Origin of the sequence: Thermostichus lividus PCC 6715 (assembly GCF_002754935.1) — a bacterium.
GTDB lineage: Bacteria > Cyanobacteriota > Cyanobacteriia > Thermosynechococcales > Thermosynechococcaceae > Thermosynechococcus > Thermosynechococcus lividus.
Genome location: NZ_CP018092.1, coordinates 949,726 through 975,411, shown reverse-complemented (window position 1 = coordinate 975,411; position 25,686 = coordinate 949,726). Strand labels below are relative to the sequence as shown.

Below are 25,686 nucleotides of genomic sequence, written 5' to 3'. Positions count from 1 at the left end.
TAGGAGCCATTGCACACAGGTCAACCTTGAGCGCCGTACTATGGGGCATGGATGACCCTGTGTTGATACCGCCTCTGATTAAAAGTATCTCATTGTACGATTTTCACCACCGATCTGAAAAGACCCATATAGACAGAGCTTGGAGAATTGTTCAAGGGTCTTCAAATTAGTTGGTTGCGCCATAAGGGGATATGACTGTCCTGACTTGAAACCCGCCGCGATCGCCACTGAGGTCATTGATTAAGCCAGCAGGATTAATTAGCTTGCATTCTGGATCATAAATAAAGCAAATGAGTGTGTGAAATCTGTGACTAGCGTTTCGATAGACTTCAAAATCGATGGCTAAATCTTTTACAATTTCTTTTTGAGATTTCGCACGTACCTGCTTGACTTCAATAGCACACCCGCAACCAACCAATAAAAAATCAATAAAGCAACCATGAGAATAAGTCTGCGGAACTGGGTACTCACGCCTGATGTCAGGTTCGCCAGATTGATATCTTCGCAGTTCCCGCCTGAGAAGTTGTTCTAGAGCATTTTGTACATCTTTTTCTGTAACTTTTTCGATGTTTAACTGCTGACCAGCTAAATCATGAAATTGTTGGCATATTTCTATAATTTTACTAATAGGGTCTGGGAAGAGTTTTTGTGTAATAGCTTGTTGAGTTTGTTGTATTGTTTGCAGATGATTTGAAATATCCTGCCTAAATTCACTGACTTGCTGACTCTCTTCAATCTGGGGTCGTAATTGCTTCAGCAGATTCACATCCCGCATAATAACCTGTTGCTGCCGTTGTATGGAGACCCATGCTGCCCCAACCGTAACCGACAAACCACCAGCAATAACTCTAGGATGACCATAGCCAATGCCAATGGTGGCGATCGTCAAACCACTTAAAACAAAGATATCCGGCCACTTAGAGGAAATTTTCGACCAGAGCTGACGAACGGGGAGCTGTGCAGAGCGTTCTGTTTTTCTCTGAAGCATATTATTTACAGCAGAGTTTGTGGATGACTATAGCAGATCGTTGGCAACCGACAACAACTAGGAATATATTGAATATATTATTTTGTTAATTTTTCATTTAAAACTTGATGTGACATTTTCTGTACTGAATAGTGTCGCACGGAGGGTAGGCTGGAAAGCACGCTTTGCTGGCGCAAGCCGCTACCATACTAAAGTCCCACACTCAGGTCTCGGCAACGATAGAGCCATGCTCCATGTTCGATTTCTGTCTTGGCTGACGGTTACGGTAGGGTTGGTCATTCTTCCCATCCGCGCCAACAAAGCAGCAACCCAGAACCTGCAAGCCATGGTGGTAGCGCCCCATCCAGCGGCGGCAACCGTGGGGGCTGAGGTGCTCAGGGCAGGGGGAAATGCCGTGGATGCTGCGGTAGCTACGGCGTTGATGATCTCGGTGGTGGAGCCGTTTTCCGCAGGGATTGGTGGCGGTGGCTTTGCCCTTGTCTATGATGCCTCGTCCCAGGACATTACAGCCTTAGATTTTCGTGAGCGGGCGCCCTTAAGCGCAACCCCTGCGATGTATTTAGACAGTGCCGGAAATCTAATTCCACGAGCCAGCTTAGATGGGGTGCTAGCTGCTGGGACGCCAGGAACGATTGCTGGTTTGGCTGCTCTGCATCATCGCTATGGTAAGCTCCCTTGGCGGCAGCTTGTTGCACCTGCGATCCATGCGGCAGAAGAGGGATTTAGCGTCACAGAACGCTATCGGCGAGCAGCGACCCTCCGTCTTGCGGTTCTCCAAGCAGATGCCACTGCCCGACAGATTTTTCTTGATCAGGGGCAAGTGCCAACCCTCGGCACTGTTATCCGCCAGCCGGATTTGGCCAAGACGTTAGGGGCGATCGCCACCAATCCCAATAACTTCTACAACGGTTGGATTGCCACAGCCATTGCTGATTTCATGGGGCAATCAGGGGGAAAAATGAGCCGCGCTGATTTGGCCAGTTATCAACCCATCTGGCGATCGCCAATCTGCGGTCGTTATCGCGGCCTCCAGGTCTGTTCGATGCCGCCCCCTTCCTCCGGTGGCGTGACCCTCATCCAAATGCTGAACCTCCTTCAGGCATTGCCACCGGCAACCACACCCACCGATCGCGGCCATCAGCTAGCCAGTGTCATGCAAATTGCCTATGCCGATCGCGCCCACTATTTAGGAGATAGTGATTTTGTGGCGGTACCTATTGCCCTCCTCACTAGCCCTGCCTATGCCCAACAGCGTGCCCGCGAGATTTTACCCCAACAGGCTCGTCCTCAGAGCAGGGTTCGTGCGGTTGATCCGAGCCAATTGCATCGCCCCGAGTCAGGTAATACTAGCCACCTGACTGTGGTGGATACCGCTCGCAATGCTGTGAGCCTTACCTTTACCATTAATGGTGCCTTTGGTGCTGGCGTAGTTGTCCCCCAGACGGGCATTCTCCTTAACAATGAAATGGACGACTTCGCGATCGCCCCTAATCAGCCCAATCTCTTTGGTGTGGTTGGGGTACAGGTCAACAATCAACCCCTTGCTAACGGCATTAGCGGTGGCAAGCGTCCCCTCTCTAGCATGACCCCAACCATTGTTACCCGCGATGGCCAACTGGTTATGGCCATGGGTTCCACAGGGGGCAGCCGCATTATCACTGCGGTGCTGCAACTCTTGCTCAATATCATTGACCACGGACAGGACGCGCCCACGGCTCTGGCTAGTCCTCGCCTGCACCAGCAGTGGGAGCCAGATGTTTTGTTTGTTGAACCTGGGGTATCCCCAGAATGGCTAGCCACATGGCAGCAGTGGGGCTATACCGTGGTACAACCGCAGCCCTGGGGCAATGCCAACCTCATCCGCGTGCTAGATAATGGAACCTTAGAAGGAGCTGCGGATCCTCGCGGTGAGGGGATTGCAGCTGGATTTTGACTGAAACTTGAGGCAATCAATGGCAGAGGTGACCATGGCAGCCCTGGTAGCTGCAGTGCGATCAGGCAACTGGCTCATTAGCTTTCCCACCGATACGGTGCCGGCGTTGGCTAGCCGCTGCGATCGCGGTGAACTGATCTATGCGGCCAAGGGGCGGCAACCAGATAAGCCCTTGATTCTCATGGGAGCGAACCCCGAACAGCTTTGGCGCTTTGTGAAAGGCACTGCTGCTGAATTTAAGCAGTGGCAGGCGATCGCTGAGCGCTACTGGCCGGGAGCCGTAACACTGGTGCTGCCCGCCGCTGAGTTGCCCGTGGGGTTAAATCCGCAAAACACAGGCACAATTGGCCTGCGGGTACCGGCTTGGCCAAGGGCACAGACTCTACTTGAGCAAACAGGGCCTCTTGCCACCACCAGTATTAATCGATCGGGAGAGCCACCCCTCACCGACCTGAAGGCTATCGTTGAAACCTTTCCCCAAGTGCTAACGCTCCAAGGATGGGAGTTGCCCCCCACCCCACCTCAGCCCTCCACCGTGGTGCAATGGCAAGAGGGTGAATGGCAGGTGCTGCGTCAAGGGCAAATCGTGTTTACCCCTTAGTACTGCGAGTCCACCTCCCCAGATGCAACCCGCTCAAGAAGGTCATGGAGAATTTTTTCCTCTTCCTCTGAAATTTGGCCATCCGCAAGCACCGCATCAATAATTTGGCCGTGCTCTTCTAGGGTAAGGATTTTGTCCTCAAGGGCTTTTTCGACGAGGGCTTTAATTTGGGCTGAATCCATGGGAGTGCTCCATGCCGTTTTGCTACATATCATACTGCTTCCATCGCGTTCACCGAAAACCTCCGAGAAGCCCCGCACCTTCAGGTCGGGGAGGGACAGGAGCGGCAATTGAGAGGGGTTCAATACCCCCGAATGAACCCCTCAAATTAGCCGTAGCTGCTCAATCTTCAGTTCAGTCTCCTCGGTGAGCTGTGGAGTGATCTCGGTATCGCTGGGGCACAGCGTATGCAGGGCGTTTAATAAGTCTTGCCGCAGTGGCTCTAGCTCAGGATGGTGGTCGAGGTAGAGGTGCAGGGCATGGCTCGGATCGAGGGCTTGTTCTAGGGCTGTGCTAGGAAGACGGGCGATCGCCTGCGTATTCACCAGTTGGGGTAAAAAGCTAACGCTGTGGGCATCTGTCAGGGATTGTTGCAGTTCCCCAAGGTTAATCTGCGAGAGTTGATCGCTACGCAGTTGGTAAATCACCCGAATCACAGCACCACGTGTGGGGCGATGGGCGATCGCCGCTAACAATGCGGCTTGGGGATCTCCTTCAATCTCCGTTAGGTCAACTCGAATTGTCTGAAATGGTCGGGTTGGCAGGGGGCAAAACTGAAAGTGGGTTTTACCCTTGTGCAGATCAATCAGGACGTACCCTTTCTCCTCTGCCTCTTCGCCAAAGTCCACCCGCTCAATACTGCCGGGATAGACCACAGGCGGATCATAGCACAGCACTTGATGGCGATGGACGTGCCCCAAGGCGACATAGTCGAAACAGGGGCGAGCCAACAGGCTGAGGGGAAGCGTGAACCCTTTGCCAGCACTTAAGTAGCGTTCGGAACCGTACTGCGCAGTATCCACCATGGCATGAGCCAGTAGCACCGTTGGCAGTGCTGGATCTAGCTGGCGAATTTCGCCCTCAAGAGCAACACTCAGGCGATCCAGCAGCAGTTGATGAACCTCTGCAAGGGACAACCCCACGGTTTCCGGGCGGGTTAACAGTGCCGAGCGGGTCAACCACGGCAGGGTGATGATTTGAACAGCACCAGCGCGGGTGTGCAGGCGATGGGTGGCTAGGCGATCGCCAACAATAAACCCAGGGACACCGAGGGTGCGGTAAAGGGATAAACTCGCGCCCCCCTGCCCTTGGGCGTGTTGATCGTGGTTGCCCACCAGCAGTACCGTAGGAATTTGGGCATCGGCTAAACGGCGAAACTGCTGGGCAAAGGCTTCGTGAACAAAGGGAGGGGGCGTTGCATCGGGAAAGGCATCGCCCCCAAATAGAACTAAATCCACTGGCTCGGCAAGTGCGCGATCAATGCAGGTGCCCAGCGCAGCAATAAAGTCCTCCAGCCGCGTATTGAGTCCTGTGGCCGGATTGATGTGGCCATGACTGAGGCCACTGCCAAGGTGAATGTCAGAAACGTGGAGGACGTTCATGTCTAGGTAATCACGGTGGGGCGATCGCGACCCGTTAACCCTTGGATATTGGCCACTTGGTTGGCCAATTCAATGAGATCCGCAAGGGCAACTTGGGCATCTAGGTGCTGGTGGTGGGGATTCGGCTCAAAGCGCTCCAAATACACCCGTAAGGTCGAGCCTTGCGTTCCTGTACCCGAGAGGCGATAGACAATGCGGCTGCCGTCGTCAAAGATCAGACGCAGACCCTGCTGGGTACTAACACTGTGATCCACCGGATCGGTGTAGCTAAAGTTATCGGCGATCGCCACGGTGTACGCCCCAAAAGACTGCCCCACCATCTGCGGTAGCTTTTGCTCGAGTTGGGTCATCAGGGTATGGGCGCGATCGCTGTCGATGCCTTCGTAATCGTGGCGGGAATAGTAATTACGGCCATAGGTGCGCCAATGAGACTGCACAATATCTGCCACTGACTGTTGCTTGATCGCCAGAATATTGAGCCAAAATAGCACCGCCCAAAGCCCATCCTTTTCTCGCACATGGTTAGAGCCAGTGCCAAAACTTTCTTCGCCGCAGAGGGTTGCTTTGCCCGCATCCAAGAGATTGCCAAAAAACTTCCAACCCGTTGGGGTTTCGTAGCAGTCAATGCCTAGGGTGGCCGCTACACGATCGGCCGCTTGGCTGGTGGGCATGGAACGGGCAATGCCCGCCAGACCCTCCTTATAGCCGGGCACTAAGGTGGCGTTTGCCGCTAAGATGGCCAGACTATCACTGGGGGTAACAAAGCAATTCGCGCCTAAAATCATGTTGCGATCGCCATCGCCATCAGAGGCAGCACCAAACACCGGCGGATCGTCACCAAAGAGTTGCTGCACCAAGTCATGGGCATAGACCAAATTAGGATCCGGGTGACCCCCGCCAAAATCCGGCAGCGGCACCCCATGTTGCACGGTGCCCCGGGGTGCCCCTAGGCGCGTCTCTAAAATCTGGTGGGCATAGGGACCTGTGACAGCATGCATGGCATCAAAGATCAGGGACAGTCGCCCACCCGTGATGGCATCGTGAATACAGTCAAAGTCAAACAGGCTTTCCAAAAGCGCCTGATAGTCAGCAACCGGATCAATCACCTCAACAATCATTTCCCCTAGGGGGAACTCCCCAAGGGTATGCAGGCTCACATCGGGTGCTGTGTAGATGGTGTACTGGCGGAGGCTACAGCTGCGTTCATAGATTGCATTGGTGACTTTTTCCGGTGCGGGGCCACCATTGGCGGTGTTGAACTTAACGCCAAAGTCGCCTTGGGGACCGGCAGGGTTGTGGCTAGCTGAAAGGATAATCCCACCAATGGCACCGTACTTGCGGATGACGCAGGAGGCCGCAGGGGTAGAAAGAATTCCGTTTTGCCCTACCTTGACGCGGGAAAAGCCATTGGCCGCCGCCATCTTGAGGATCGTTTGAATCGCTTCAGCATTGAAATAGCGACCATCACCCCCTAGGACAAGGGGTCGCCCTTGGGGATCGCCAATGGTGTCGAAAATTGCTTGGATAAAGTTTTCAAGGTAGTGGGGTTTCTGGAAGACCGGTACTGCTTTGCGAAGTCCGGACGTGCCCGGTTTTTGATCACTAAAGGGAGTCGTAGGAATGACTTGAATACCCATGTCGCGTCCTAAGCCTGTCAAGGCTAGTGTACTGCGAGTTGGGGCGCTGCGGTAGGCAACATCAAAGAACGTTGGAGGAGTACCATCCCCCAAGCTGCAAGGCGAATCTAAGTAATAGTCCCATCGGTGCGGGCTGGAAGTCGCCCCGCCAATCTAAAAGCTGCACCAGTAGGAGGTAGCCCACCCCCAGCAGTAAGGAAATAACGCCGGTGACGACGGCCACCCATTTTGATGTGGACATCTGTATGCTCCCTATTCGTCCTTCAGCCGCAGAACGGCCATAAATGCTTCTTGGGGCACATCGACACTCCCGATGGCTTTCATGCGTTTTTTACCCGCCTTTTGCTTCTCTAGCAGTTTACGTTTGCGCGAGACATCCCCGCCATAGCATTTGGCTAGCACATCTTTGCGCAAAGCAGGAATACTCTCACTGGCAATAATGCGCGAACCAATGGCCGCCTGAATGGGAATCTTAAACTGATGCCGTGGAATCAAGTCTTTGAGTTTGCTGACAAGGGCACGGCCAACGTAGTATGCCTTATCGCGATGGACAATGGCCGCTAGGGAATCCACCGGATCATTGTTAATGAGCAAATCCAGTTTCACCAAGTCGTTTTCACGGTAGCCAATCAGGTGGTACTCCATACTGGCGTAGCCCCGCGATCGCGACTTCATTTGGTCGAAAAAGTCAGTAACAATTTCCGCTAGGGGCAGCTCGTAGATGAGGGTGGTGCGCCCTTGCGTGAGATAGCGCATATCCTTAAAAATCCCCCGCCGTGATTGGGCTAACTCCATCAGGGTGCCGACGTAGGTTTCGGGGGTAATCATTTCCACTTGGACGTAGGGTTCTTCAATTTTCTGGCGGTATTGCGGCTCAGGCAGGAGGCTGGGGTTGTCAATGGTCAGCACATCCCCCTTCAAGGTGGTGACCCGATAGACCACGGACGGAGCGGTAATGATTAAGTCTAGATTGTACTCGCGCTCTAGGCGCTCCTGAATAATTTCCATGTGCAGCAGCCCCAAAAAGCCACAGCGGAAGCCAAATCCCATGGCACTGGAGGTTTCCGGCTCATAGTGCAAGGACGCATCGTTCAGCTTGAGCTTTTCAAGGGCATCCCGCAGGTCTTCAAACTGCGCTGCATCGGTGGGGAATAACCCGCAAAATACCATGGGCTTGGCCTCGGTATAGCCCGGCAGGGCAGCCTTGGCTGGTTTGGTGGCAAGGGTAATGGTATCGCCGACCCGGGCATCTCCTACCGCTTTAATAGCTGCGGCGAGGTAGCCCACTTCTCCGGCGTGGAGGCTCTCAACGGGTGTTTGGTTGGGGGCAAGCACCCCTAGTTCGTCAATCTCGTACTCTTTGCCGGATGCCATTAAACGGATGCGATCGCCCCGGTGCACCACCCCATCCATGACGCGGAAATAGACGATGACACCGCGGTAGGGGTCGTAGTAACTGTCAAAAATCAACGCCCGTAGGGGATCCGCTACGGTATCTTGGGGCGGCGGCACGAGGTGGACAATCGACTCAAGAATCTCGGCAATGCCAATCCCCTCTTTCGCAGAGGCCAAGACAGCTTGGGAGCAATCTAGCCCCACAATTTCCTCAATTTCCCCCTTCACTCGCTCCGGCTCTGCCCCCGGTAGGTCAATTTTATTGAGGACTGGAATAATTTCAAGGTTGTGCTCAAGGGCAAGATAAACGTTGGCGAGGGTTTGGGCTTCCACCCCTTGGGACGCATCCACGACGAGCAAGGCGCCTTCACAGGCGGCCAAGGAGCGGGACACTTCGTAGGAAAAGTCCACATGGCCGGGGGTATCAATCAGGTTGAGGATGTAGGTTTGGCCATCGCGCCCTGTGTAGGTCATTCGTGCTGCTTGCAGCTTAATGGTAATCCCCCGCTCCCGCTCTAGATCCATATTGTCGAGGAACTGTTCCTTCATGTCCCGCGCATCGACGGTGCCAGTAAATTGCAAGAGGCGATCGGCAAGGGTCGATTTACCATGATCAATGTGGGCAATAATCGAAAAATTACGAATATGGGAAACTGGAACGTCAGTCATAAAAATGCAGCCGCAAACTTGTAGAAATGTTAAAAGACCCCTGACTTGATTTTGACATACTACTTACTCATACGAGGTTGATTGGGGTTTTGATGACGTGTTGGCGATCGCCTGAGGCACAGGGTGACGTGCTGCTCTAAAGAAGTGAACCTTCTTTTAGGGTAAAGGCGGCAATATGAGCTGCCGCAATTTCTAAACAGGGGCGATCGCGCACAAGGGCAAACCGGACATAGCCTTCGCCGCCTTGGCCAAAGCCAGATCCAGGTGCGGCTGCAATGCCAGTCGCTTTGACCAAGGATTGACAAAAGCCAAGGGAGTCTTGGTGCCACGGCGGGGGGAGCTGAGCCCAAACGTACATGGTGGCGGGTGGCAGGGGTACGAACCAGCCGTGATCTGCGAGGGCTTGGACAAAGGCATCCCGCCGCGTCCGGAACGTCTCGCAAGTTTGGCGCACGCAGGCTTGATCCTCGGTGAGAGCAGCGATCGCCCCGCGTAAAATTCCCGCATACTGGTTAAAGTCAATGACCGATTTCACCTGACGCAACCCAGCAATGCAGTCAGCGCGACCAATGGCAAAGCCAATGCGAAAGCCGCCCATATTGTAAGACTTTGATAGGCTATAAAACTCAATCCCCACTTGGCGATCGCGATCCACCTCAAAAATCGAGGGGGCGCGCTCACGATCAAACACTAAATCAACGTAGGGAAAGTCGTGCACCAGAATAATACCGTGGCGATCGCAAAAGGTCACCGCCTCTTCAAAAAATGCTAGGGGGGCGACTGCTGCGGTAGGGTTATGGGGATAGCTGAGAATCAGGAGTTTGGCCTGCTCACGAACAGCTAAGGGGACAGCCTCTAAGTCCGGTAAAAACTGGTTCTCTGCCCGTAGCGGCAAGGGATAGACCTGCCCGCCTGCCAAATAGACCCCACCCACATGGGACGGATAGCCCGGATCGAGCACAAGAGCATACTCGCGGGGATTCATCACCGCAAGGGGGAGGTGAGCCGTTCCCTCCTGTGAGCCAATCAGCGTGAGCACTTCCCGTTCCGGGTCAACTTTTAGGCCAAATCGCCGTTCATACCACGTTGCCACTGCCATCCGAAAGGCAGCGGTGCTGGCAAATAACTGGTAGCCATAGGTACTCGGATCCTGCAGGGCGGCTTCAATCGCCCTCAGAATATGGGGGGCAACCGGTAAATCCGCAGAGCCTAAGGATAAATCCACAATCGACTGCCCTGTGGCCGCCACGGTTGCTTTAACCCGATCCATGGCATCAAAGACATTGCTGCGGAAGTACCCGAGGCGATCGGCCAAGATCACGCCGCCACCTCCACCTCACTGGAGAGCAAGGCCTCTACAAACTCAAAACTGGAAAACGGTCGTAAATCCTTAATGCCTTCGCCTGCCCCCACAAAACGGATCGGTAGCCCCAACTCTTGAACCACAGCTAAGGCAACCCCCCCCTTGGCCGTGCCATCCAACTTCGTCAAGATCACCCCCGTAAGCTGTGCCGCCTCAGCAAACACCTGCGCCTGCCGCAGGCCGTTTTGCCCTAGGGTGGCATCGAGCACTAGTAGCGATTCAATGGTGGCATTGCTGGCTTTTTTATCAATAATGCGGCGAATTTTTTTGAGTTCTTCCATGAGGTTGGCCTTATTTTGCAGCCGTCCGGCGGTATCCACCAACAGCAGTTCGGTGCCCCGGGCTTGGGCAGCACCGATCGCATCAAACACAACTGCCGCCGGGTCAGTATTTTTACCGGGATTGGCAATAACCTCAACATTGGAGCGTTGCCCCCAAACTTTAACCTGTTCTGTGGCCGCGGCTCGAAAGGTATCCGCCGCCGCAATCAAACAGCGATAGCCCGATTGGCTGGCAATATGAGCCAATTTGCCAATGGTCGTCGTTTTACCTACACCGTTCACCCCAGCGATCAGCCAAATGTTGAGCTGCCCTTTCTGGGGGGCAAAATCTTGGGCATAGCCGTTGCGAAAAGGGGCATCTAGCGTATCGCGCAGAATTTGCTTGAGGTAGGCGATCGCCTGATCGGCGGGTAAGGTCTCTTGGCGAATTTTGGCTTGCAGTGCGGCGATAATCTGATCCGTGGCCTTCACCCCCACATCAGATTGCAGCAGCAGCATTTCAATCTCTTCAACCGCATCACGCCCTAACGGGCCTTGACCCACAATGGAGCGCAGTTGATGCACCAGCCCGCGGCGGGTCTTGCCTAAGCCTTGACGTAGTCGTTGTAGCCACGTAATTTCCTCGAGATCCACCTCTTCAGGGCGACGACCTTGGGCAGCTAACACTTCCGCTGACCACAAAAATCCAGCATCGAGAGCAACCGGTGCCACGGTCTCTGCGGCCTCCGGTTCCTCTGCTGCCACTGGATGTACGATGTCCGGAGGGGGTGCCTCGGACACAGCATCTGGTGGTGCATCGCTGACCTCAGTTGCAGTGATTGTTTCCGCTGTTTCCGTCGTCCTAGGATTCTGGCGCGACTGGATAGATTGCAGAGCCGTTTTCGCCCAATTGAGAAGGCCGCCCTCAGCCGCCTGGGAGTCTGGTTCTAGGTCTGGTGGCGCTGCGGAAGCCTCTGGCTGCGGCGTGGCAACCGTATCAGCGGGTACCTCACTCTCGCCACTACCACCAAACTTACGCCGAAACCAGTTAAAAACCATCCGCTCTTCTCTCTTTATTCCTTCTAGATCAATCCCTGACAGATTATTGTATGTCTCACCGTTGCGGCAATCTGCCGGTAGTTAGTTGTACAGGTAGCGCAACCGATGGAGCCACTGCTCCATGGGGGACTGTTGCGCGTAGACCTGCGATCCCTTGTACTGGCAGGCTGGTGCCATGGCATTATCGTAGCAGACATAGAAAGGTGTGCGACCGATGCAACCGGTCTCCAAAATCAACCTTTACTTGGACGAGGCGGCAACATACCTATGGCACACCGCTAGTCGTTAGTTCGCAAACCGTGCAGAATGTGGGCAAAGTCTTGCAGTGCCTGCCGGTGGCGATCGCCCGCAACAGCACTAAAATCGTTGTGACCAGCACCCTCAACCCACAGGGAAAATTTGGGGGTGGCCGCAGTGGCAAATAGGGCTTGGGCATGCTCAAAAGGCACGACCTCATCGGCAGTCCCGTGCAGGATTAAAACCGGCACCGGCACCTGCGGTAGCTTGGCTTGATTGGTGAATTTATCGAACGGAAACAAGGGAAAAGGCACCACAACCCGAAAGGCAGAGGTAAACGTGCTTTCTAAGATCAGCCCAGCAACAGGTACGTGGGTCGCCAGTTCTGTGGCGACACCGCCCCCGAGCGATCGCCCGTACAGTATGACCTGCTCTGGTGGAACGTTGAGAGTCTGGGTCAGGTACTTGTAGGCAGCTCTGGCATCTTGGTAGGCATTGGCTTCGCTGGGGGTGCCCGTACTCAGCCCATAGCCACGGTAGTCGTAGGCCAACACAGCAAACCCCCAATCGCGGTACTGGGTCAAGAGGGGTTCAATTACCCCCAAATCTTCGGCATTGCCGTGACTGTAGAGCAGCGTGAACGTAGCTGCGGGATTCGGTAAATACAGCACCGCGAGGCGATCGCCCCCCTCCATGGGGATAAGGCGCATCTGAGCCAACAAATCATAGGTGGGAGGCGGCGGCCGAAAGATCATAGCATCAGCACGGACGTAAACGTAGGCCGCCACAAGGACGTAGATCAGGACTGCTGAGCGCACCAGCCGCTGCCAACTAACCTCCCCCAGCAGGTAGTGCCGCAGCTGCCCCATTAGGCGTTTAGCTCTGGTGCCACCTTCGGCATGTCGGCCACTGAGGAGCTAGGGTGTTGGGCAAGGGTCGGTACGACCTCGCGCACTCGCGCAATCACCTGTACGGTGGTGGCATCGTAAATTTGCGTCAGCAGCTTGGGATATAGGCCAATACCAATAATCGGCACCAACAGGCAGGCAATAATAAAGACCTCCCGGGGTTCAGCATCGATCAGCGCCTCATGCTCCGTCAGTTCCTTGTTTTCTGGCCCAAAGAAAATTTCCCGCAACATCGACAGAAGGTAAATGGGCGTGAGGATAACCCCCACCGCTGCTAAAAAGACCACAAGAATCCGAAAGGGCAAGGAGTAGGCATCACTGGTGGCAAAGCCGATAAATACGAGTAGCTCCGCCACAAAGCCACTCATCCCTGGCAATGCCAAGGAAGCCAGCGAGCAGGCCGTAAACATCGCAAAGATCTTCTTCATTTTTTGGCCAACCCCCCCCATTTCCTCGAGGATCAGCGTATGGGTGCGATCGTAGGTTGCCCCAACTAAGAAAAAGAGGCTGGCGCCAATGAGACCGTGAGACACCATTTGCAGAACAGCACCGCTCATCCCTAAATTCGTAAACGAAGCAATGCCAATGAGCACAAACCCCATATGGGAAATTGACGAGTAGGCAATTTTGCGCTTGAGGTTGCGCTGGGCATAGGACGTCAGAGCAGCATAGATAATATTCACCACCCCCAAAATCACCAAGACTGGTGCAAAGGTGGCGTGGGCTGCCGGCAGCATATCCACATTCATACGAATAAGCGCATAGCCACCCATTTTCAAGAGAATACCGGCTAAGAGCATGTGCACCGGGGCGGTTGCCTCACCGTGGGCATCCGGTAGCCATGTGTGCAGCGGTACAATCGGCAGTTTTACCCCATAAGCTACCAAAAAGCCAGCATAGACCAGCAGTTGAAAGCCCATGGCATAGTCTTTCATCGCTAGGGTATGCATATCAAAGCTAATGGTGTCGCCGTAGAAGGCCATGGCCAAGCCCGCTACCAGAATAAACAGGGAGCTACCCGCGGTGTAGAGAATAAATTTTGTGGCGGCGTACTGCCGCTTATAGCCCCCCCAAATGGCCAGCAGCAGGTAAACCGGAATCAACTCCAGTTCCCATGCCAAAAAGAACACCAGCATATCCTGGACGGCAAAGACAGCAATTTGACCGCCGTACATCGCCAACATCAGGAAGTAGAAAAGACGCGGCTTGAGGGTAACAGGCCAGGCCGCTAAAATTGCCAGCGTGGTAATAAAGCCCGTCAGCAAAATTAAGGGCATTGAGAGACCATCCGCCCCCACAGACCAGCGCAACCCCAAGGTCGGAATCCAATCATAGCTTTCCCACAATTGCAGCCCAGGGGTATTTAGGTCGTAGAAGTTCGTGAAGGCATAAACAATGGCCGCAAAATCAATCAGGCCAATGACAAGGGCATACCAACGAATGGGTCGTCCTTTCCCTTCAGGGTCGGGAATCAGGGGAATCGCAAAGGAGGCCACAATCGGAAAAAGGATGATTGCAGTCAACCAAGGAAAGTTACTCATGGGGGTACTCGTTACTCCTCAAGGAATAGATAATGTCCATGATGGTCAATGGTGGGGTAAGAAGAAGCGCTTAAGTTTGCACCGAGAAGATCACGAAGCCCAGCACCGCCAGTAAAACAATGAGGGCGTAGAATTGGGCACGACCATTCTGAAAGTACTTCAGCCCTTCACCGGTGACCATGGTGACAAAGCCGGTGAGGTTGACCACACCATCCACGACGTTGTAGTCCACTTCCAACACCTGCCGTGCTAAGCGGCGGCAGCCTTTGACAAATACTGCGTCGTACAGCTCATCAAAGTACCACTTGTGCAGGGAAAACTGGTAGAGGGGTTCGATCGCCTTGGCAATGCTTTGGGGCTGGGCGTGCCCTTGAGGTACATCAAGGAGGCAACAGTAATGCCAATGAGGCCAATGCCAACGGAGCTACCCGCCAGCACTAAAAACTCCGTTAAATCAAAACTATGGGCTGCGATCGCCTCTCCGGGAGCATGAACAAACGCTTCAAAGAGGTTGTTAAAGGGGGTGCCCAGCAAACCAATGAGCATTGAGGGAATAGCCAACACGACCAAGGGAACCGTCATTGTCCAAGGCGATTCGTGGGGTGCGGCAGCATGGTGCTTGCCATGCCCCTGATCGTGATGTGCTTGAAGCTCGGCAGGGACGTTACGAAACGGCCCCTCAAAGGTCATGAAATACATCCGAAACATATAAAAGGCCGTTAGACCCGCAGTCAGCCAAGTCAGTACCCACATCGCAGGGTTGGCATGGAACACCGCCCCAAGAATCTCATCCTTGGACCAAAACCCAGCAAAGGGAGGAACCCCGGAAATGGCTAAGCACCCAATTAAAAAGGTTAGCCCCGTAATGGGCATATATTTGCGCAAGCCTCCCATATAGCGCATATCTTGGGCAAGGTTAGGATCGTGACCCACAACGCCTTCCATGCCGTGAATGACAGAACCTGACCCCAAAAAGAGCATGGCCTTGAAGTAAGCGTGGGTCATCAGGTGAAATAATCCAGCACTGTACGCGCCCACGCCCATCCCCATCACCATGTACCCGAGCTGAGAAATGGTGGAGTAGGCAAGGCTTTTTTTAATGTCGTTTTGGGTAATGGCAATGGTGGCACCCATGAAGGCGGTAAATGCCCCTGTCCAGGCAATGATGTCCATGACGATAGGGAGTTGCTCAAAGACCGGGAACATGCGGGCAATGAGAAACACCCCTGCTGCCACCATTGTTGCCGCGTGGATCAGTGCCGAAATGGGGTGGGACCTTCCATGGCATCGGGAAGCCAGACGTGCAGGGGAAATTGGGCGGATTTGGCCACCGGACCGAGAAACACAAGGATGGCCAGAATGGCGGCCAACTGCGAAGAGAGCAAGCCACTGTTCAGTAACTCGGTGAGGCGATCGCCCATTTCACCAAATTCAAAGGTACCGGTTGCCCAAAAGAGGCCTACCATTCCCAGCAGCAGGCCAAAGTCACCAACGCGATTGGTAACAAACGCTTTTTGAGCCGCTTCTGCCGCACTTTTGCGGTCGTACCAAAACCCCACCAGTAGGTACGAGCACATCCCCACCAGTTCCCAGAAAATATAGACCTGTACCAAGTTAGGGCTGACCACTAACCCCAGCATCGAGGAGCCAAACAGGCTGAGGTAGGCATAAAACCGTACATACCCCGGATCGTGTGCCATGTAGCCATCGGTGTAGAGCATCACCAGAAACGCAACGCTGGTAACCACCACGAGCATCATTGCTGCGAGGGGGTCAATGACATAGCCCATGACGATGTGCAGGCTGCCCGCTGCCGCCCATTCAATCATCTGGGTGTAGGGAGCGTGCCCGTGGCTTTGGCTCCACAAAATGGCGAGGGAATGGCCAAGGGCGATCGCCATCAGAGCCATGATGAAAATGGCACTGGGTCGCCGCAGGCGGCTGGTGGTCTCAGAGAAGGAAATGAGGCCAAAACCAACAACTAAGGCACCCAACAAGGGTAAGACGGGAATGAGCCATGCGTATTGATACAGGGGTTCCATGTGTGCAACCTAACCTTGAGCCGATCTGCTCTATCTAGGGATATACTCTAGGTCTATGCGGACTTTAGACTTTAGTAGGTATTAATCGCTAGTCTAGGCAAAACCCTTTACATTCTGCCATATCCCCTCACGAACACGGGTAGTGGTGCTGGTTACAGAAAATTACAAAACAGATTTTCTTTAGATTTGGTCAGGCCTTGGGGGCACGATGGAAAGAGAGGCGATCGGGAACGTGGGCTGCCGCTACTGCTGTCAATAGGTTCTATGGTTGATTTGAGGTAGCTTGAAGCGATGATGACTGTACACGTACGTTTGCGGTGGGGGGGAGTACTCCAGCAGTGGAGGTTGATTGCCCTAGGGGCGATCGCCGTGGTCTTTTTTCCCCAATGGGTTACTGCTCAAACTGTACCCGATCCCGCTATGGTGCAGCGGGTAGAAAACGCCACCTTTGTCCTCGGACAGTTTAGCTTCAATAACAATCAACGCATTCCGCCACGGATTATCCAGCGGGCACAGGGGATTGCCATTGTTCCCAATGTTGTGCAAGCTGGGTTCCTCTTTGGTGGTCGCCGTGGGGCAGGCATTTTGCTAGTGCGCGACAACAATAACGATTGGAGTAAACCCGCCTTCATCACCATTACTGGCGGCAGTTTTGGCCTGCAAATAGGTGCCCAGTCCAGCGATGTCATTTTGGCCTTTATGGATAAATCCGTTGTCCTGCGCAGTTTAGCACAGTCCTTTCGGCTGGGGGGCAATGTCTCGGTGGCTGCCGGACCTGTGGGCGGCGATATTGTCAGCCCTACGGATCCTAGCCCTCAAGTCTATTCCTATGCCCGCAATGCTGGGTTGTTTGCCGGGGTTGCCATCGAAGGGGCAACCATTAGCTTTGACCGCAATGCCAACACCCGCTTCTATGGCCAGCGCAACCTGACACCAACTCAAATTTTCGAGAATGCTGTTGCGCTGCCGTCCCCGCCGGTACTCAACGGTCTGTACAATGCCCTAGCGCGTGCTGCCCGTTAAAAAACCTATCCTAGGTATAAGCAGAACCTGATCGCAGTGCCCCCATTAAACGAAAACGCGGGTGATATGATATGGGGGACTCAATCAATGCGCGGATAGTTATGGATCTGGTAACACTGGCGGCACAGTTGAATGCGGGTACCATTGTACCTGAGACAATTGTTATTGTTACTCTTCTCATCGTCCTTCTTGCCGATCTGATTCAGGGGCGCAGCGCTGATCGCTGGACTCCCTACTTGGCGATCGCTGGCTTGGCCGGTGCAGTGTTGGCCATGATTCCGCAATGGGGACAGGTAGAGACGGTGAGCTTCTTGGGCAGCTTCCGCTCCGATAACCTCAGCCTTGTCTTTCGCGGCTTGATTGCCCTGTCGGCCTTGGGCACAATTTTGATGTCCATTCGCTACGTGGAGCAAACTGGTAGCTCCTTGGGCGAATTTATGACGATTTTGTTAACGGCAACTGTTGGCGGCATGTTTGTGTCCGGTGCCGAAGAGTTAGTCTTTATCTTTATTGCCCTTGAAACCCTGAGTATTGCCTCCTACCTGTTAACTGGCTATACAAAGCGCGACAGCCGCTCTAACGAAGCTGCCTTGAAGTACTTACTGATTGGTGCGGCGAGTTCCGCTATCTTTCTATACGGGTCGTCCCTCCTTTACGGCCTCTCCGGTGGGCATACCCACTTAACCGAAATTGCCCACGCCTTATCCTCCCAATCCCTTGGCTTAGTGGTGGCCTTGGTGTTTGTGATTGCTGGCATTAGCTTCAAAATTTCCGCTGTGCCCTTTCACCAGTGGACGCCAGATGTCTATGAAGGGGCACCGACCCCTGTTGTCGCCTTTCTCTCGGTCGGGTCAAAGGCAGCGGGGTTTGCCTTGGCCATCCGCTTTTTGACCTTGGCCTTTCCCAGTGTGACGGCGCAATGGCAGTTAATCTTTACGGTACTGGCCATTCTCAGCATGATCTTAGGCAATATTGTTGCCCTTGCCCAAACCAGTATGAAGCGGATGCTGGCCTACTCCTCCATTGCCCAAGCGGGGTTTGTGATGATTGGCTTTGTGGTGGGCACCGAAGCAGGCTATGCCAGTATGCTGTTTTATTTGCTGGTCTATCTGTTCATGAATTTGGGCGCCTTTACCTGTGTGATCCTGTTCTCACTGCGTACGGGCACCGATCAAATTAGTGAGTATGCGGGGCTGTACCAAAAAGATCCACTGCTGACCCTTGGTTTGAGCCTCTGTCTGCTGTCCTTGGGCGGCATTCCTCCCCTAGCGGGGTTCTTTGGCAAAATTTATCTGTTCTGGGCCGGCTGGCAGGCGGGAGCCTACGGTCTGGTAATTTTGGGGCTATTGACCAGTGTGGTCTCGATCTATTACTACATCCGTGTTGTCAAAATGATGGTGGTCAAGGAACCCAAGGAAATGTCCGTGGCGGTTCAGCGCTATCCAGAGGTCTCGTGGTCTGCTTTTGGGATGCGTCCTTTGCAGGTGGGGCTGGTGACGATGGTGGTGGCTACCTCTTTGGCTGGGATTCTGGCCAACCCAATCTTTAACTTGGTGAATACCGCGATCCTTGATGTGCCGAGTGTGGCGGCTCAGCCCCTCAGTGTTGAGGTGGCCTATCAGCCGCTCCAATCCCCCTAAGCTTAACGATGATTTAACTGGGATCGCTGGCATCCTCTGGCACAATCGGGGGATGATTTGGGGAAGGGATGATGCTGGGGCAAATTAGCGTGAAGGAGCTGGCGCAGCGGCTGGCTAGTGAGGCGCAGGTGCTGCAACTTGTCGATGTTCGTGAACCCTCAGAGTGGGCGATCGCCCACCTCCCTCACTTTAGGTTGTTACCCCTGAGCCAGTTTGCCGAGTGGTCACCCCAAATTTGCCAGATTCTTGATCCGGCCAAAGAAACCCTAGTGCTGTGTCACCATGGGGTACGCTCCGCCCAAATGGGTCACTGGCTTGTGCAGCAGGGCTTTTGCAATGTCAAGAACATTGTCGGTGGCATTGATGCCTACGCTACTGCGGTTGATCCCACCCTACCCCGCTATTAATCTTGATTAATCTTGTTGTTGCCTCAGGAGATTCTCCATGACTCTAAAAGTTGGCATTAATGGCTTTGGCCGCATTGGTCGCCTAGTTCTACGGGCTGGCTTAGCCTGTAACACTATCGAATTTGTCGGCATTAACGATCTCGTTCCTGCGGATAACCTTGCTTACCTGTTTAAGTACGATTCCACCCACGGTATCTATGGCGGCAGTGTCAAGGCAACGGGCGATGGCATTGAGATTGATGGCCGCTTTATTCCCTGCACGGCTATACGCAACCCCGCCGAATTGCCTTGGGGAAAAGTGGGAGCAGATTATATTGTGGAGTCAACTGGACTGTTTACGGGGTTTGAGGGGGCGACTCAGCACCTACAGGCAGGGGCAAAGCGCGTCGTCATTTCGGCTCCGACGAAGGATGCGGATAAGGTAAAAACCATTGTGGTGGGTGTGAACCACGATACCTTTGATCCGGCGGTGGATGTTGTGGTCTCCAATGCCAGTTGCACAACGAATTGTCTGGCGCCAGTGGCTAAGGTGCTCCACGAGCAGTTTGGCGTGGCGGAAGGGTTAATGACCACCGTCCACTCGGTAACTGCCACCCAGCCTACTGTGGATGGCCCCAGTAAGAAAGACTGGCGCGGTGGGCGCGGTGCTGGCCAAAATATTATTCCTGCCTCCACCGGAGCGGCCAAGGCGGTGACATTGGTGCTCCCGCAACTGAAGGGTAAGCTAACGGGGATGGCCTTTCGGGTGCCTACTCCCGATGTGTCTGTGGTGGATCTGACCTTCAAAACAGAGACAGCAACCAGTTATGCCGAGATCTGTGCTGCGATGAAGGCTGCCGCCGCAGGGGAACTCAATGGCATTCTGGGCTATACCGAGGAGGCGGTTGTCTCCAGCGACTTTATTGGGGATGGCCGCTCCAGTATTTTTGATGCCACCGCTGGCATTGAGCTAAACAGCAACTTTTTCAAGGTGGTGGCATGGTATGACAACGAGTGGGGCTACTCGAATCGCGTGGTGGACTTAATGAAGGTTATGGCCACGAAAGAGGGCTTGCTCTAGCGGCCTTGGGCGTGCAGCGCGTTAATGCAGCGGCAGCAGTCTTGGGTAGTGGCTTCTAGGTGATGGCGATCGCCACTTAAGGGAGGGGCAATCGGCTCACCAATGCGGACAGTAATTGGCACGGGTCTGGGAAATCGCCCCTTGGCAAGGATCTCCTGAGTTCCCCACAGGCATACTGGCAGCAGGGGGGCTTGGGCTTTAGCTGCAATAAGCGCCGCCCCCAGCTTGGGATCGTAGATGCGACCGTCCGCAGTGCGGGTGCCTTCGAGAAAGACGCCTACGACCCAGCCTTGATCGAGGGCGTGCAAAGCCGCTTGCAGGGCACGGCGATCGCTGGCGCCCCGCTTGACGGGATAGGCACCATACCACCGAATCAGGGTGCGCAAAATAGGCACGCGAAAGAGTTCTTCCTTCGCCATCCACGCCACGGGTCGCCGGACACAGTTGGAAATCAGGGGAGGGTCAAAGTAGCTGGCATGATTGGCCACCACCACCAACGGCCCCCGCTGGGGAACGTGGTGCGCGCCATAGATGCGCCCGCGAAAGTAGGTGTGCAGCACGGGGCTGACCACTGACCACTTGAACAGATGGTACAACACCAGACTAATGAAGGGTTCGCGATCGCGGGGCACAGCGACGACTCCTAGGCGGGCAAGGTAGCGATGGAGCAAACCCCCGTCACATTAATGTCTGGGGTGGTGCGCTTGACTAAGCCTGCTAGGACAGCTCCCGGCCCGACTTCTAAAGCTTGGGTCACCCCTGCGGTAGCCAAGGCATGGCAGGTCTCTACCCAGCGAACGGAACCCGTCATTTGCTGGCGTAGGCGCTCTTTAATAACGCTGGCCTCGGTTGTGGGGTGGGGCTCCACATTGTTTAAGACCGGCATCACTGCATCGTGGAAGGTACAGTTCCCTAAGACGCTGGCAAATTCCGCCGCCGCTTCTGCCATAAAGGGGGAGTGAAAGGCGCCGCTGACATTGAGGGGCACTGCCCGCTTCACCTTGACTTGGGTCAGGAGGGTATCGACGGCAGCAGGGGTGCCTGAGATCACCACTTGCCCGGGATGATTATCGTTGGCCAGCACGACATCAGGGGTGGTGGCGATCGCCGCCAACAGCGCATCGCGATCAAAGCCAATGAGCGCCACCATTTTGCCGCCCCCGGCAGCATTCATCAGTTCAGCGCGTTTTTGCACCAGCTTCAGACCCGTCACAAAGTCAAAGACATCGGCAGCATACAGCGCCACGTACTCCCCTAAGCTATGGCCTGCCACAACGTCTGCTGTTGCGCCACGATCTTTGAGGGCATCCACCAACAGACTCTCCACCACAAACAGACTTGGCTGCGTATAAAGGGTTTGATCTAAATTACCCGTGGTTCCGGCACAGCAGTCGAGCACCGACCAGCCTAGGATCGATGCTGCTAGATCACAGCGTTCCTGAGTGGGGGGATAGGCCTCCAGTAAATCCGCCATCATACCGCTGTGCTGCGAGCCTTGGCCGGGAAACAACCATGCTGTTTTTGTCATGCGTGCTGCTCAACCTAGAATATCGAGAACGGGGTGCAGGTCACCCACTGGTTTTCTAGCCTACGGGCAGTTTTTTTTATTTAAGCATCAAAAATTAAATATCTAGACTCTCCAAGGCCAACTGTGGGCCATAGGTCTCAATAAATTCGCGCCGGGGTGCGACGCGATCGCCCATGAGAATTGTAAAAATGCGGTCGGCTTCAGCCGCATCCTCAATTTCCACCAGCTTCAGGATCCGGGTTTGCGGGTTCATGGTGGTTTCCCATAGCTGCGCAGGCATCATTTCCCCTAGTCCCTTAAAGCGTTGGATGGTGTAGTTGGCATTCTCCGGAAACGTAGCCAGTTGCTGTTGCAGTTCGCGATCGCTATAGCAGTAAAAATGCTGTCGCCCCCGCTCCACCTTATAGAGAGGAGGGCAGGCAATATACACAAACCCACGGTTAATGAGTTCTTGTTGATAGCGGTAGAAAAATGTCAGCAGGAGGGTACGAATATGGGAGCCATCCACATCCGCATCGGTCATCAAGATCACCTTGTGGTAGCGCAGCTTATCTGGATCAAATTCCTCCCCCTTGACCCCTAAGCCTAAGGCGGTAATTAAGGCTTGCACTTCGTTGTTCTTGTAAATTTTGGCATCATCGGTTTTTTCGATATTCAGGATCTTGCCCCGTAGCGGTAGAATCGCTTGAAAGCGGCGATCGCGCCCTTGCTTGGCGCTGCCTCCCGCAGAGTCGCCCTCCACAATGAAAATCTCCGATTCCGATGCATCTCGGGAGCTACAGTCTGCCAGCTTACCGGGCAGGGTTGACGACTCCAACACCGACTTGCGTCGCACCATTTCCCGCGCTCGCCGGGCGGCTTCTGCGGCATTAAAGGCCTGAATGGCTTTTTCGAGGATGGTATCCGTCACACTGGGGTGAAAATCAAGGTACTCGGTGAGGGCTTCCCCCACAATGGAGTCCACAATCCCCCGTACCTCGGTATTGCCCAGTTTGGTTTTAGTTTGCCCTTCAAATTCGGGGTTGGGAACTTTCACCGAGATAATGGCGGTTAAGCCTTCACGGATATTTTCCCCCGCTAAATTGGCGTCATTTTCCTTGAGTTTATTCCGCTTGCGGCCAAAGGTATTGAGGGTGCGGGTGAGGACGGCCTTCAACCCCTCCATGTGGGTGCCCCCATCCACAGTACGAATGTTGTTGGCAAATCCCAGCAAGTTCTCGCTGTAGGCATCGGCACACCATTGCAGCGCTGCCTCTACCTGCACATCATTTTTTTCCCCTTGGACGTAAATAATTTCTGGGTGCAGGGGGTCTTTTTCCTGCACCATATAGCGAACGTATTCGCGAATGCCGCCTTCGTAGCAATAGGTTTCCCGCAGAGGAGGGGTGGGGCGTAAATCCTGAAACTCAATCTGAATACCAGCATTGAGATAGGCCAATTCCCGCAGGCGAGTCATCAGGACTTTGGCATCAAAGTCGATGGTTTCAGTAAAAATTTGCCGATCGGGAAAGAAGGTGACGGATGTGCCTCGGCGCTGGGTGGTATCCGGTGTTTTCTCAAGGGCAGTGATGGGCACCCCCCGCTCGTAGCGTTGACGGTGCATGGCGCCACCCCGCCACACCGTGACTTCCAGCCATTCCGAGAGGGCATTGACGACAGAGACCCCAACACCGTGCAACCCACCGGAGACCTTGTAGCCGCCATCCCCAAATTTCCCACCCGCATGGAGAACCGTCATCACCGTTTCCACCCCAGACACGCCGGTATCTGGATGGGTATCGGTGGGAATCCCACGGCCATTATCGGTGACGGTGACCGAGCCATCCGCATTAATCTGCACTAAAATAAGGGAGCAGTATCCTGCTAAGGCCTCATCAACAGCGTTGTCCACCACTTCATATACCAAGTGATGGAGTCCTTTGGGGCCTGTACTACCGATGTACATTCCCGGACGGGTTCGCACTGGTTCAAGGCCTTTGAGCACCCGTAACTGGGCAGAAGAATACTCGGCGGTCATGACAACTCCCTAACTGCGATGTCAGTGGGGCAAATAATGGTTTGGCTTGCCCTCAGGTTAAATCTGACCTAAATTTTAACATGGAAGGGTTATAGGCGATTCTAGGAAATTTTCAGGCTGTATTTGTGTGGGGGATGCAGGCTTAATTGTTATCGCGGGGGCAACAGCCACGGGGAAATCGGCCTTGGCGATCGCCCTCGCCGAGGTGCTCGACACAGTGATTTTAAGTGCCGATTCGCGGCAAGTCTATCGTGGCTTTGACATTGGCACCGCCAAGCCAACGGCGGCAGATCAAGCGCGGGTGCGCCACCATTTGCTGGATATCTGTGACCCCACCGACCCCTTGACCCTAGGTACCTATCAACAACAGGCGCAAGGGTTGATTGCCGAGTACCACGCTCAGGGCATTACCCCAGTGCTAGTTGGGGGAACTGGGCTGTATATCCGCAGCATTACCCAGGGGTTACGGATGCCCGATGTGCCACCGCAGCCAGACTTGCGCGCCCAATTACGCCACTACGGCCAATCCCAGTGCTATCAGTGGCTCCAGCAGGTGGATCCCCAAGCAGCGCAGCGCATCCATCCCCACGATCAGGTGCGGACCTTGCGGGCGCTGGAGGTCTATTACACCACAGGGATACCACTGACTCAACAACAGCAGCGGCAGCCGCCAGACTATCCGGTGTGGTATTTCGTCCTTGGCGGGGGCGATCGCCAGCGGATTGCCCAGCGGACTCACCAGATGGTGGCTCAGGGGTGGCTCGCAGAAATTCGGCGGTTACAGGCACAGTACGGGGATGATCTACCTCTGCTCGATACCTTGGGCTACCGGGAAATGCGCCAATACTTGCGGGGAGAGATCAGCTTAAGCGAGGCCATTGAGTTAACCGTGCGTCATACCCAACAGTTTGCTAAGCGTCAGCGCACTTGGTTTCGCCAAGAACCCAATGCCCTGTGGGTGTTGGGCACCACCCTCGAAGCGCAAATGGCTGAGATCCTAAGCCATCTCCCTTAGAATCTTTTGCGATCCCACCCGCGAGTAGCCGAGCACCACCTCCACAAAACGCTGAATGAGGCGGTTGGCATGGGGGGTGGGCTGAGCACTGTCCTTGAGGCGAGCTAAGGCATGACCGTCTAAATGATAGCGATCGCAGTAGCGGGTAATCCGGGCAATCAAATCCCGATCATTCACCTCCGGGTGAAACTGAAACCCATAGAAGGGTTTGCCCGCCAAGCGAAAGGCATGATAGGGGCAGCGCTCACTGTAGGCCAGTAAAATCGCTCCTTGGGGCAGCCTGAGGGCGCGCTCTTGGTGCCCAGAAATCGCCAAAAAGGGATTGGGACACCCCTGAAACAGTGGATCTTGCTCTCCCTCTGGTGTGAGATACATCGCATAGGTGCCCATCTCCATGCGATCGCGATCCACAATCACCTCGCCGCCCAACGCCTGCACCGCCAACTGAAAGCCAAAACAGGAGGCGAGCACCGGAATATCCTGCTCAATGCAGGCCAAAATCAAGGCCATAGCAGGGGGCACAAAGCGGTACACCTGCGGCTTGAGTACCGTTGCATCACTAGAGCCGCCAATAAACAGCGCGTCAAACCCTTGAATACAACTGGGGGCAAAATCAGGACACTCAAAGCCGTTTAATACCGTAAATTGACTGGGATCTAGGCCACTAAACTCCACGAACTCTGCTAGCTCTTCTGCTTGGGTCAGTGCATCCCCGCGAGCCTGAAGTAATAGAATCCGTGGTGCGGGCGCAGTCATGATTTT

21 protein-coding genes and 1 pseudogene are annotated in these 25,686 nt (G+C 54.4%); 7 read left to right on the top strand and 15 right to left on the bottom strand.

The window, feature by feature from the left end:
* Nucleotides 1–166 precede the first annotated feature (166 nt).
* Nucleotides 167–988: a PD-(D/E)XK nuclease domain-containing protein gene (locus BRW62_RS04885; RefSeq protein WP_157768328.1), complete on the bottom strand. Its 822-nt coding sequence runs from the start codon at nt 986–988 to the stop codon at nt 167–169.
* Nucleotides 989–1,214: 226 nt separating this feature from the next.
* On the opposite strand from BRW62_RS04885, the gene ggt reads away from it, so the two are divergent.
* Nucleotides 1,215–2,921 (top strand): gamma-glutamyltransferase, encoded by a 1,707-nt coding sequence (gene ggt / locus BRW62_RS04880; protein ID WP_099798519.1) that lies wholly within the window; start codon nt 1,215–1,217, stop codon nt 2,919–2,921.
* 19 nt (nt 2,922–2,940) lie between these two features.
* Nucleotides 2,941–3,522, top strand: coding sequence for an L-threonylcarbamoyladenylate synthase (locus tag BRW62_RS04875; protein WP_099798518.1), 582 nt, complete (start codon nt 2,941–2,943; stop codon nt 3,520–3,522).
* Here BRW62_RS04875 and BRW62_RS04870 read toward each other — a convergent pair.
* From BRW62_RS04870 to BRW62_RS04825, 10 genes and pseudogenes are all read right to left on the bottom strand, one after another.
* Nucleotides 3,519–3,704, bottom strand: coding sequence for a hypothetical protein (locus BRW62_RS04870; protein WP_099798517.1), 186 nt, complete (start codon nt 3,702–3,704; stop codon nt 3,519–3,521). The genes BRW62_RS04875 and BRW62_RS04870 overlap by 4 nt on opposite strands.
* A 141-nt stretch (nt 3,705–3,845) precedes the next feature.
* Nucleotides 3,846–5,123 (bottom strand): exonuclease subunit SbcD, encoded by a 1,278-nt coding sequence (gene sbcD, locus BRW62_RS04865; RefSeq protein WP_099798516.1) that lies wholly within the window; start codon nt 5,121–5,123, stop codon nt 3,846–3,848.
* A gap of 2 nt (nt 5,124–5,125) precedes the next feature.
* The gene (locus tag BRW62_RS04860; RefSeq protein WP_099798515.1) at nt 5,126–6,760 is read right to left on the bottom strand and encodes an alpha-D-glucose phosphate-specific phosphoglucomutase; all 1,635 of its coding nucleotides are present in this window, start codon (nt 6,758–6,760) and stop codon (nt 5,126–5,128) included.
* A gap of 61 nt (nt 6,761–6,821) precedes the next feature.
* Nucleotides 6,822–7,001, bottom strand: a complete 180-nt coding sequence (locus BRW62_RS04855) for a hypothetical protein (protein ID WP_099798514.1) — start codon at nt 6,999–7,001, stop codon at nt 6,822–6,824.
* An 11-nt stretch (nt 7,002–7,012) separates the two neighbouring features.
* Nucleotides 7,013–8,824 (bottom strand): translation elongation factor 4, encoded by a 1,812-nt coding sequence (lepA, locus tag BRW62_RS04850; protein ID WP_099798513.1) that lies wholly within the window; start codon nt 8,822–8,824, stop codon nt 7,013–7,015.
* A 136-nt stretch (nt 8,825–8,960) separates the two neighbouring features.
* A complete protein-coding gene (locus tag BRW62_RS04845; RefSeq protein ID WP_099798512.1) occupies nt 8,961–10,145 on the bottom strand; it encodes an LL-diaminopimelate aminotransferase in 1,185 nt (394 codons plus the stop codon).
* The gene (ftsY, locus tag BRW62_RS04840) at nt 10,142–11,506 is read right to left on the bottom strand and encodes a signal recognition particle-docking protein FtsY (protein ID WP_099798511.1); all 1,365 of its coding nucleotides are present in this window, start codon (nt 11,504–11,506) and stop codon (nt 10,142–10,144) included. The genes BRW62_RS04845 and ftsY overlap by 4 nt, the downstream gene beginning before the upstream one ends.
* 278 nt (nt 11,507–11,784) lie before the next feature.
* Nucleotides 11,785–12,612, bottom strand: coding sequence for an alpha/beta hydrolase (locus tag BRW62_RS04835; protein ID WP_099798510.1), 828 nt, complete (start codon nt 12,610–12,612; stop codon nt 11,785–11,787).
* Nucleotides 12,612–14,192 carry a photosynthetic/respiratory NAD(P)H-quinone oxidoreductase subunit D1 gene (gene ndhD1 / locus BRW62_RS04830; protein WP_099798509.1) on the bottom strand — a complete coding sequence of 527 codons (1,581 nt, stop codon included), beginning with the start codon at nt 14,190–14,192 and terminating at the stop codon, nt 12,612–12,614. The genes BRW62_RS04835 and ndhD1 overlap by 1 nt, the downstream gene beginning before the upstream one ends.
* 70 nt (nt 14,193–14,262) lie before the next feature.
* A pseudogene (locus tag BRW62_RS04825) lies at nt 14,263–16,234 on the bottom strand (NAD(P)H-quinone oxidoreductase subunit 5).
* Between the two features lie 291 nt (nt 16,235–16,525).
* Here BRW62_RS04825 and BRW62_RS04820 point away from each other — a divergent pair.
* The 4 genes from BRW62_RS04820 to gap all read left to right on the top strand — a co-directional run bounded on the left by BRW62_RS04820 (nt 16,526) and on the right by gap (nt 20,364).
* Nucleotides 16,526–17,257, top strand: coding sequence for a lipid-binding SYLF domain-containing protein (locus BRW62_RS04820; RefSeq protein ID WP_099798508.1), 732 nt, complete (start codon nt 16,526–16,528; stop codon nt 17,255–17,257).
* A 101-nt stretch (nt 17,258–17,358) separates the two neighbouring features.
* Complete coding sequence (locus BRW62_RS04815) at nt 17,359–18,897, top strand: NAD(P)H-quinone oxidoreductase subunit N (RefSeq protein WP_099798507.1); 1,539 nt, start codon at nt 17,359–17,361, stop codon at nt 18,895–18,897.
* Nucleotides 18,898–18,968: 71 nt separating this feature from the next.
* On the top strand, nt 18,969–19,304 hold the full coding sequence (locus BRW62_RS04810; protein WP_099798506.1) for a rhodanese-like domain-containing protein: 336 nt from the start codon (nt 18,969–18,971) through the stop codon (nt 19,302–19,304).
* Between the two features lie 37 nt (nt 19,305–19,341).
* On the top strand, nt 19,342–20,364 hold the full coding sequence (gene gap / locus BRW62_RS04805) for a type I glyceraldehyde-3-phosphate dehydrogenase (RefSeq protein WP_099798505.1): 1,023 nt from the start codon (nt 19,342–19,344) through the stop codon (nt 20,362–20,364).
* Here gap and BRW62_RS04800 read toward each other — a convergent pair.
* The 3 genes from BRW62_RS04800 to gyrB form a co-directional block, all read right to left on the bottom strand.
* Nucleotides 20,361–20,996: a lysophospholipid acyltransferase family protein gene (locus tag BRW62_RS04800; RefSeq protein WP_099798504.1), complete on the bottom strand. Its 636-nt coding sequence runs from the start codon at nt 20,994–20,996 to the stop codon at nt 20,361–20,363. The two genes, gap and BRW62_RS04800, sit on opposite strands and share 4 nt — an antisense overlap.
* A gap of 11 nt (nt 20,997–21,007) precedes the next feature.
* A complete protein-coding gene (gene fabD / locus BRW62_RS04795; protein WP_099798503.1) occupies nt 21,008–21,892 on the bottom strand; it encodes an ACP S-malonyltransferase in 885 nt (294 codons plus the stop codon).
* 94 nt (nt 21,893–21,986) lie between these two features.
* Nucleotides 21,987–23,909 (bottom strand): DNA topoisomerase (ATP-hydrolyzing) subunit B, encoded by a 1,923-nt coding sequence (gyrB, locus tag BRW62_RS04790; RefSeq protein WP_099798502.1) that lies wholly within the window; start codon nt 23,907–23,909, stop codon nt 21,987–21,989.
* A gap of 127 nt (nt 23,910–24,036) precedes the next feature.
* Here gyrB and miaA point away from each other — a divergent pair, with 127 nt between their 5' ends.
* Nucleotides 24,037–24,924, top strand: coding sequence for a tRNA (adenosine(37)-N6)-dimethylallyltransferase MiaA (gene miaA / locus BRW62_RS04785; protein ID WP_099798501.1), 888 nt, complete (start codon nt 24,037–24,039; stop codon nt 24,922–24,924).
* Here the strand turns inward: miaA and BRW62_RS04780 are convergent.
* Nucleotides 24,907–25,680: a type 1 glutamine amidotransferase gene (locus BRW62_RS04780; protein ID WP_099798500.1), complete on the bottom strand. Its 774-nt coding sequence runs from the start codon at nt 25,678–25,680 to the stop codon at nt 24,907–24,909. The genes miaA and BRW62_RS04780 overlap by 18 nt on opposite strands.
* Nucleotides 25,681–25,686 lie beyond the last annotated feature (6 nt).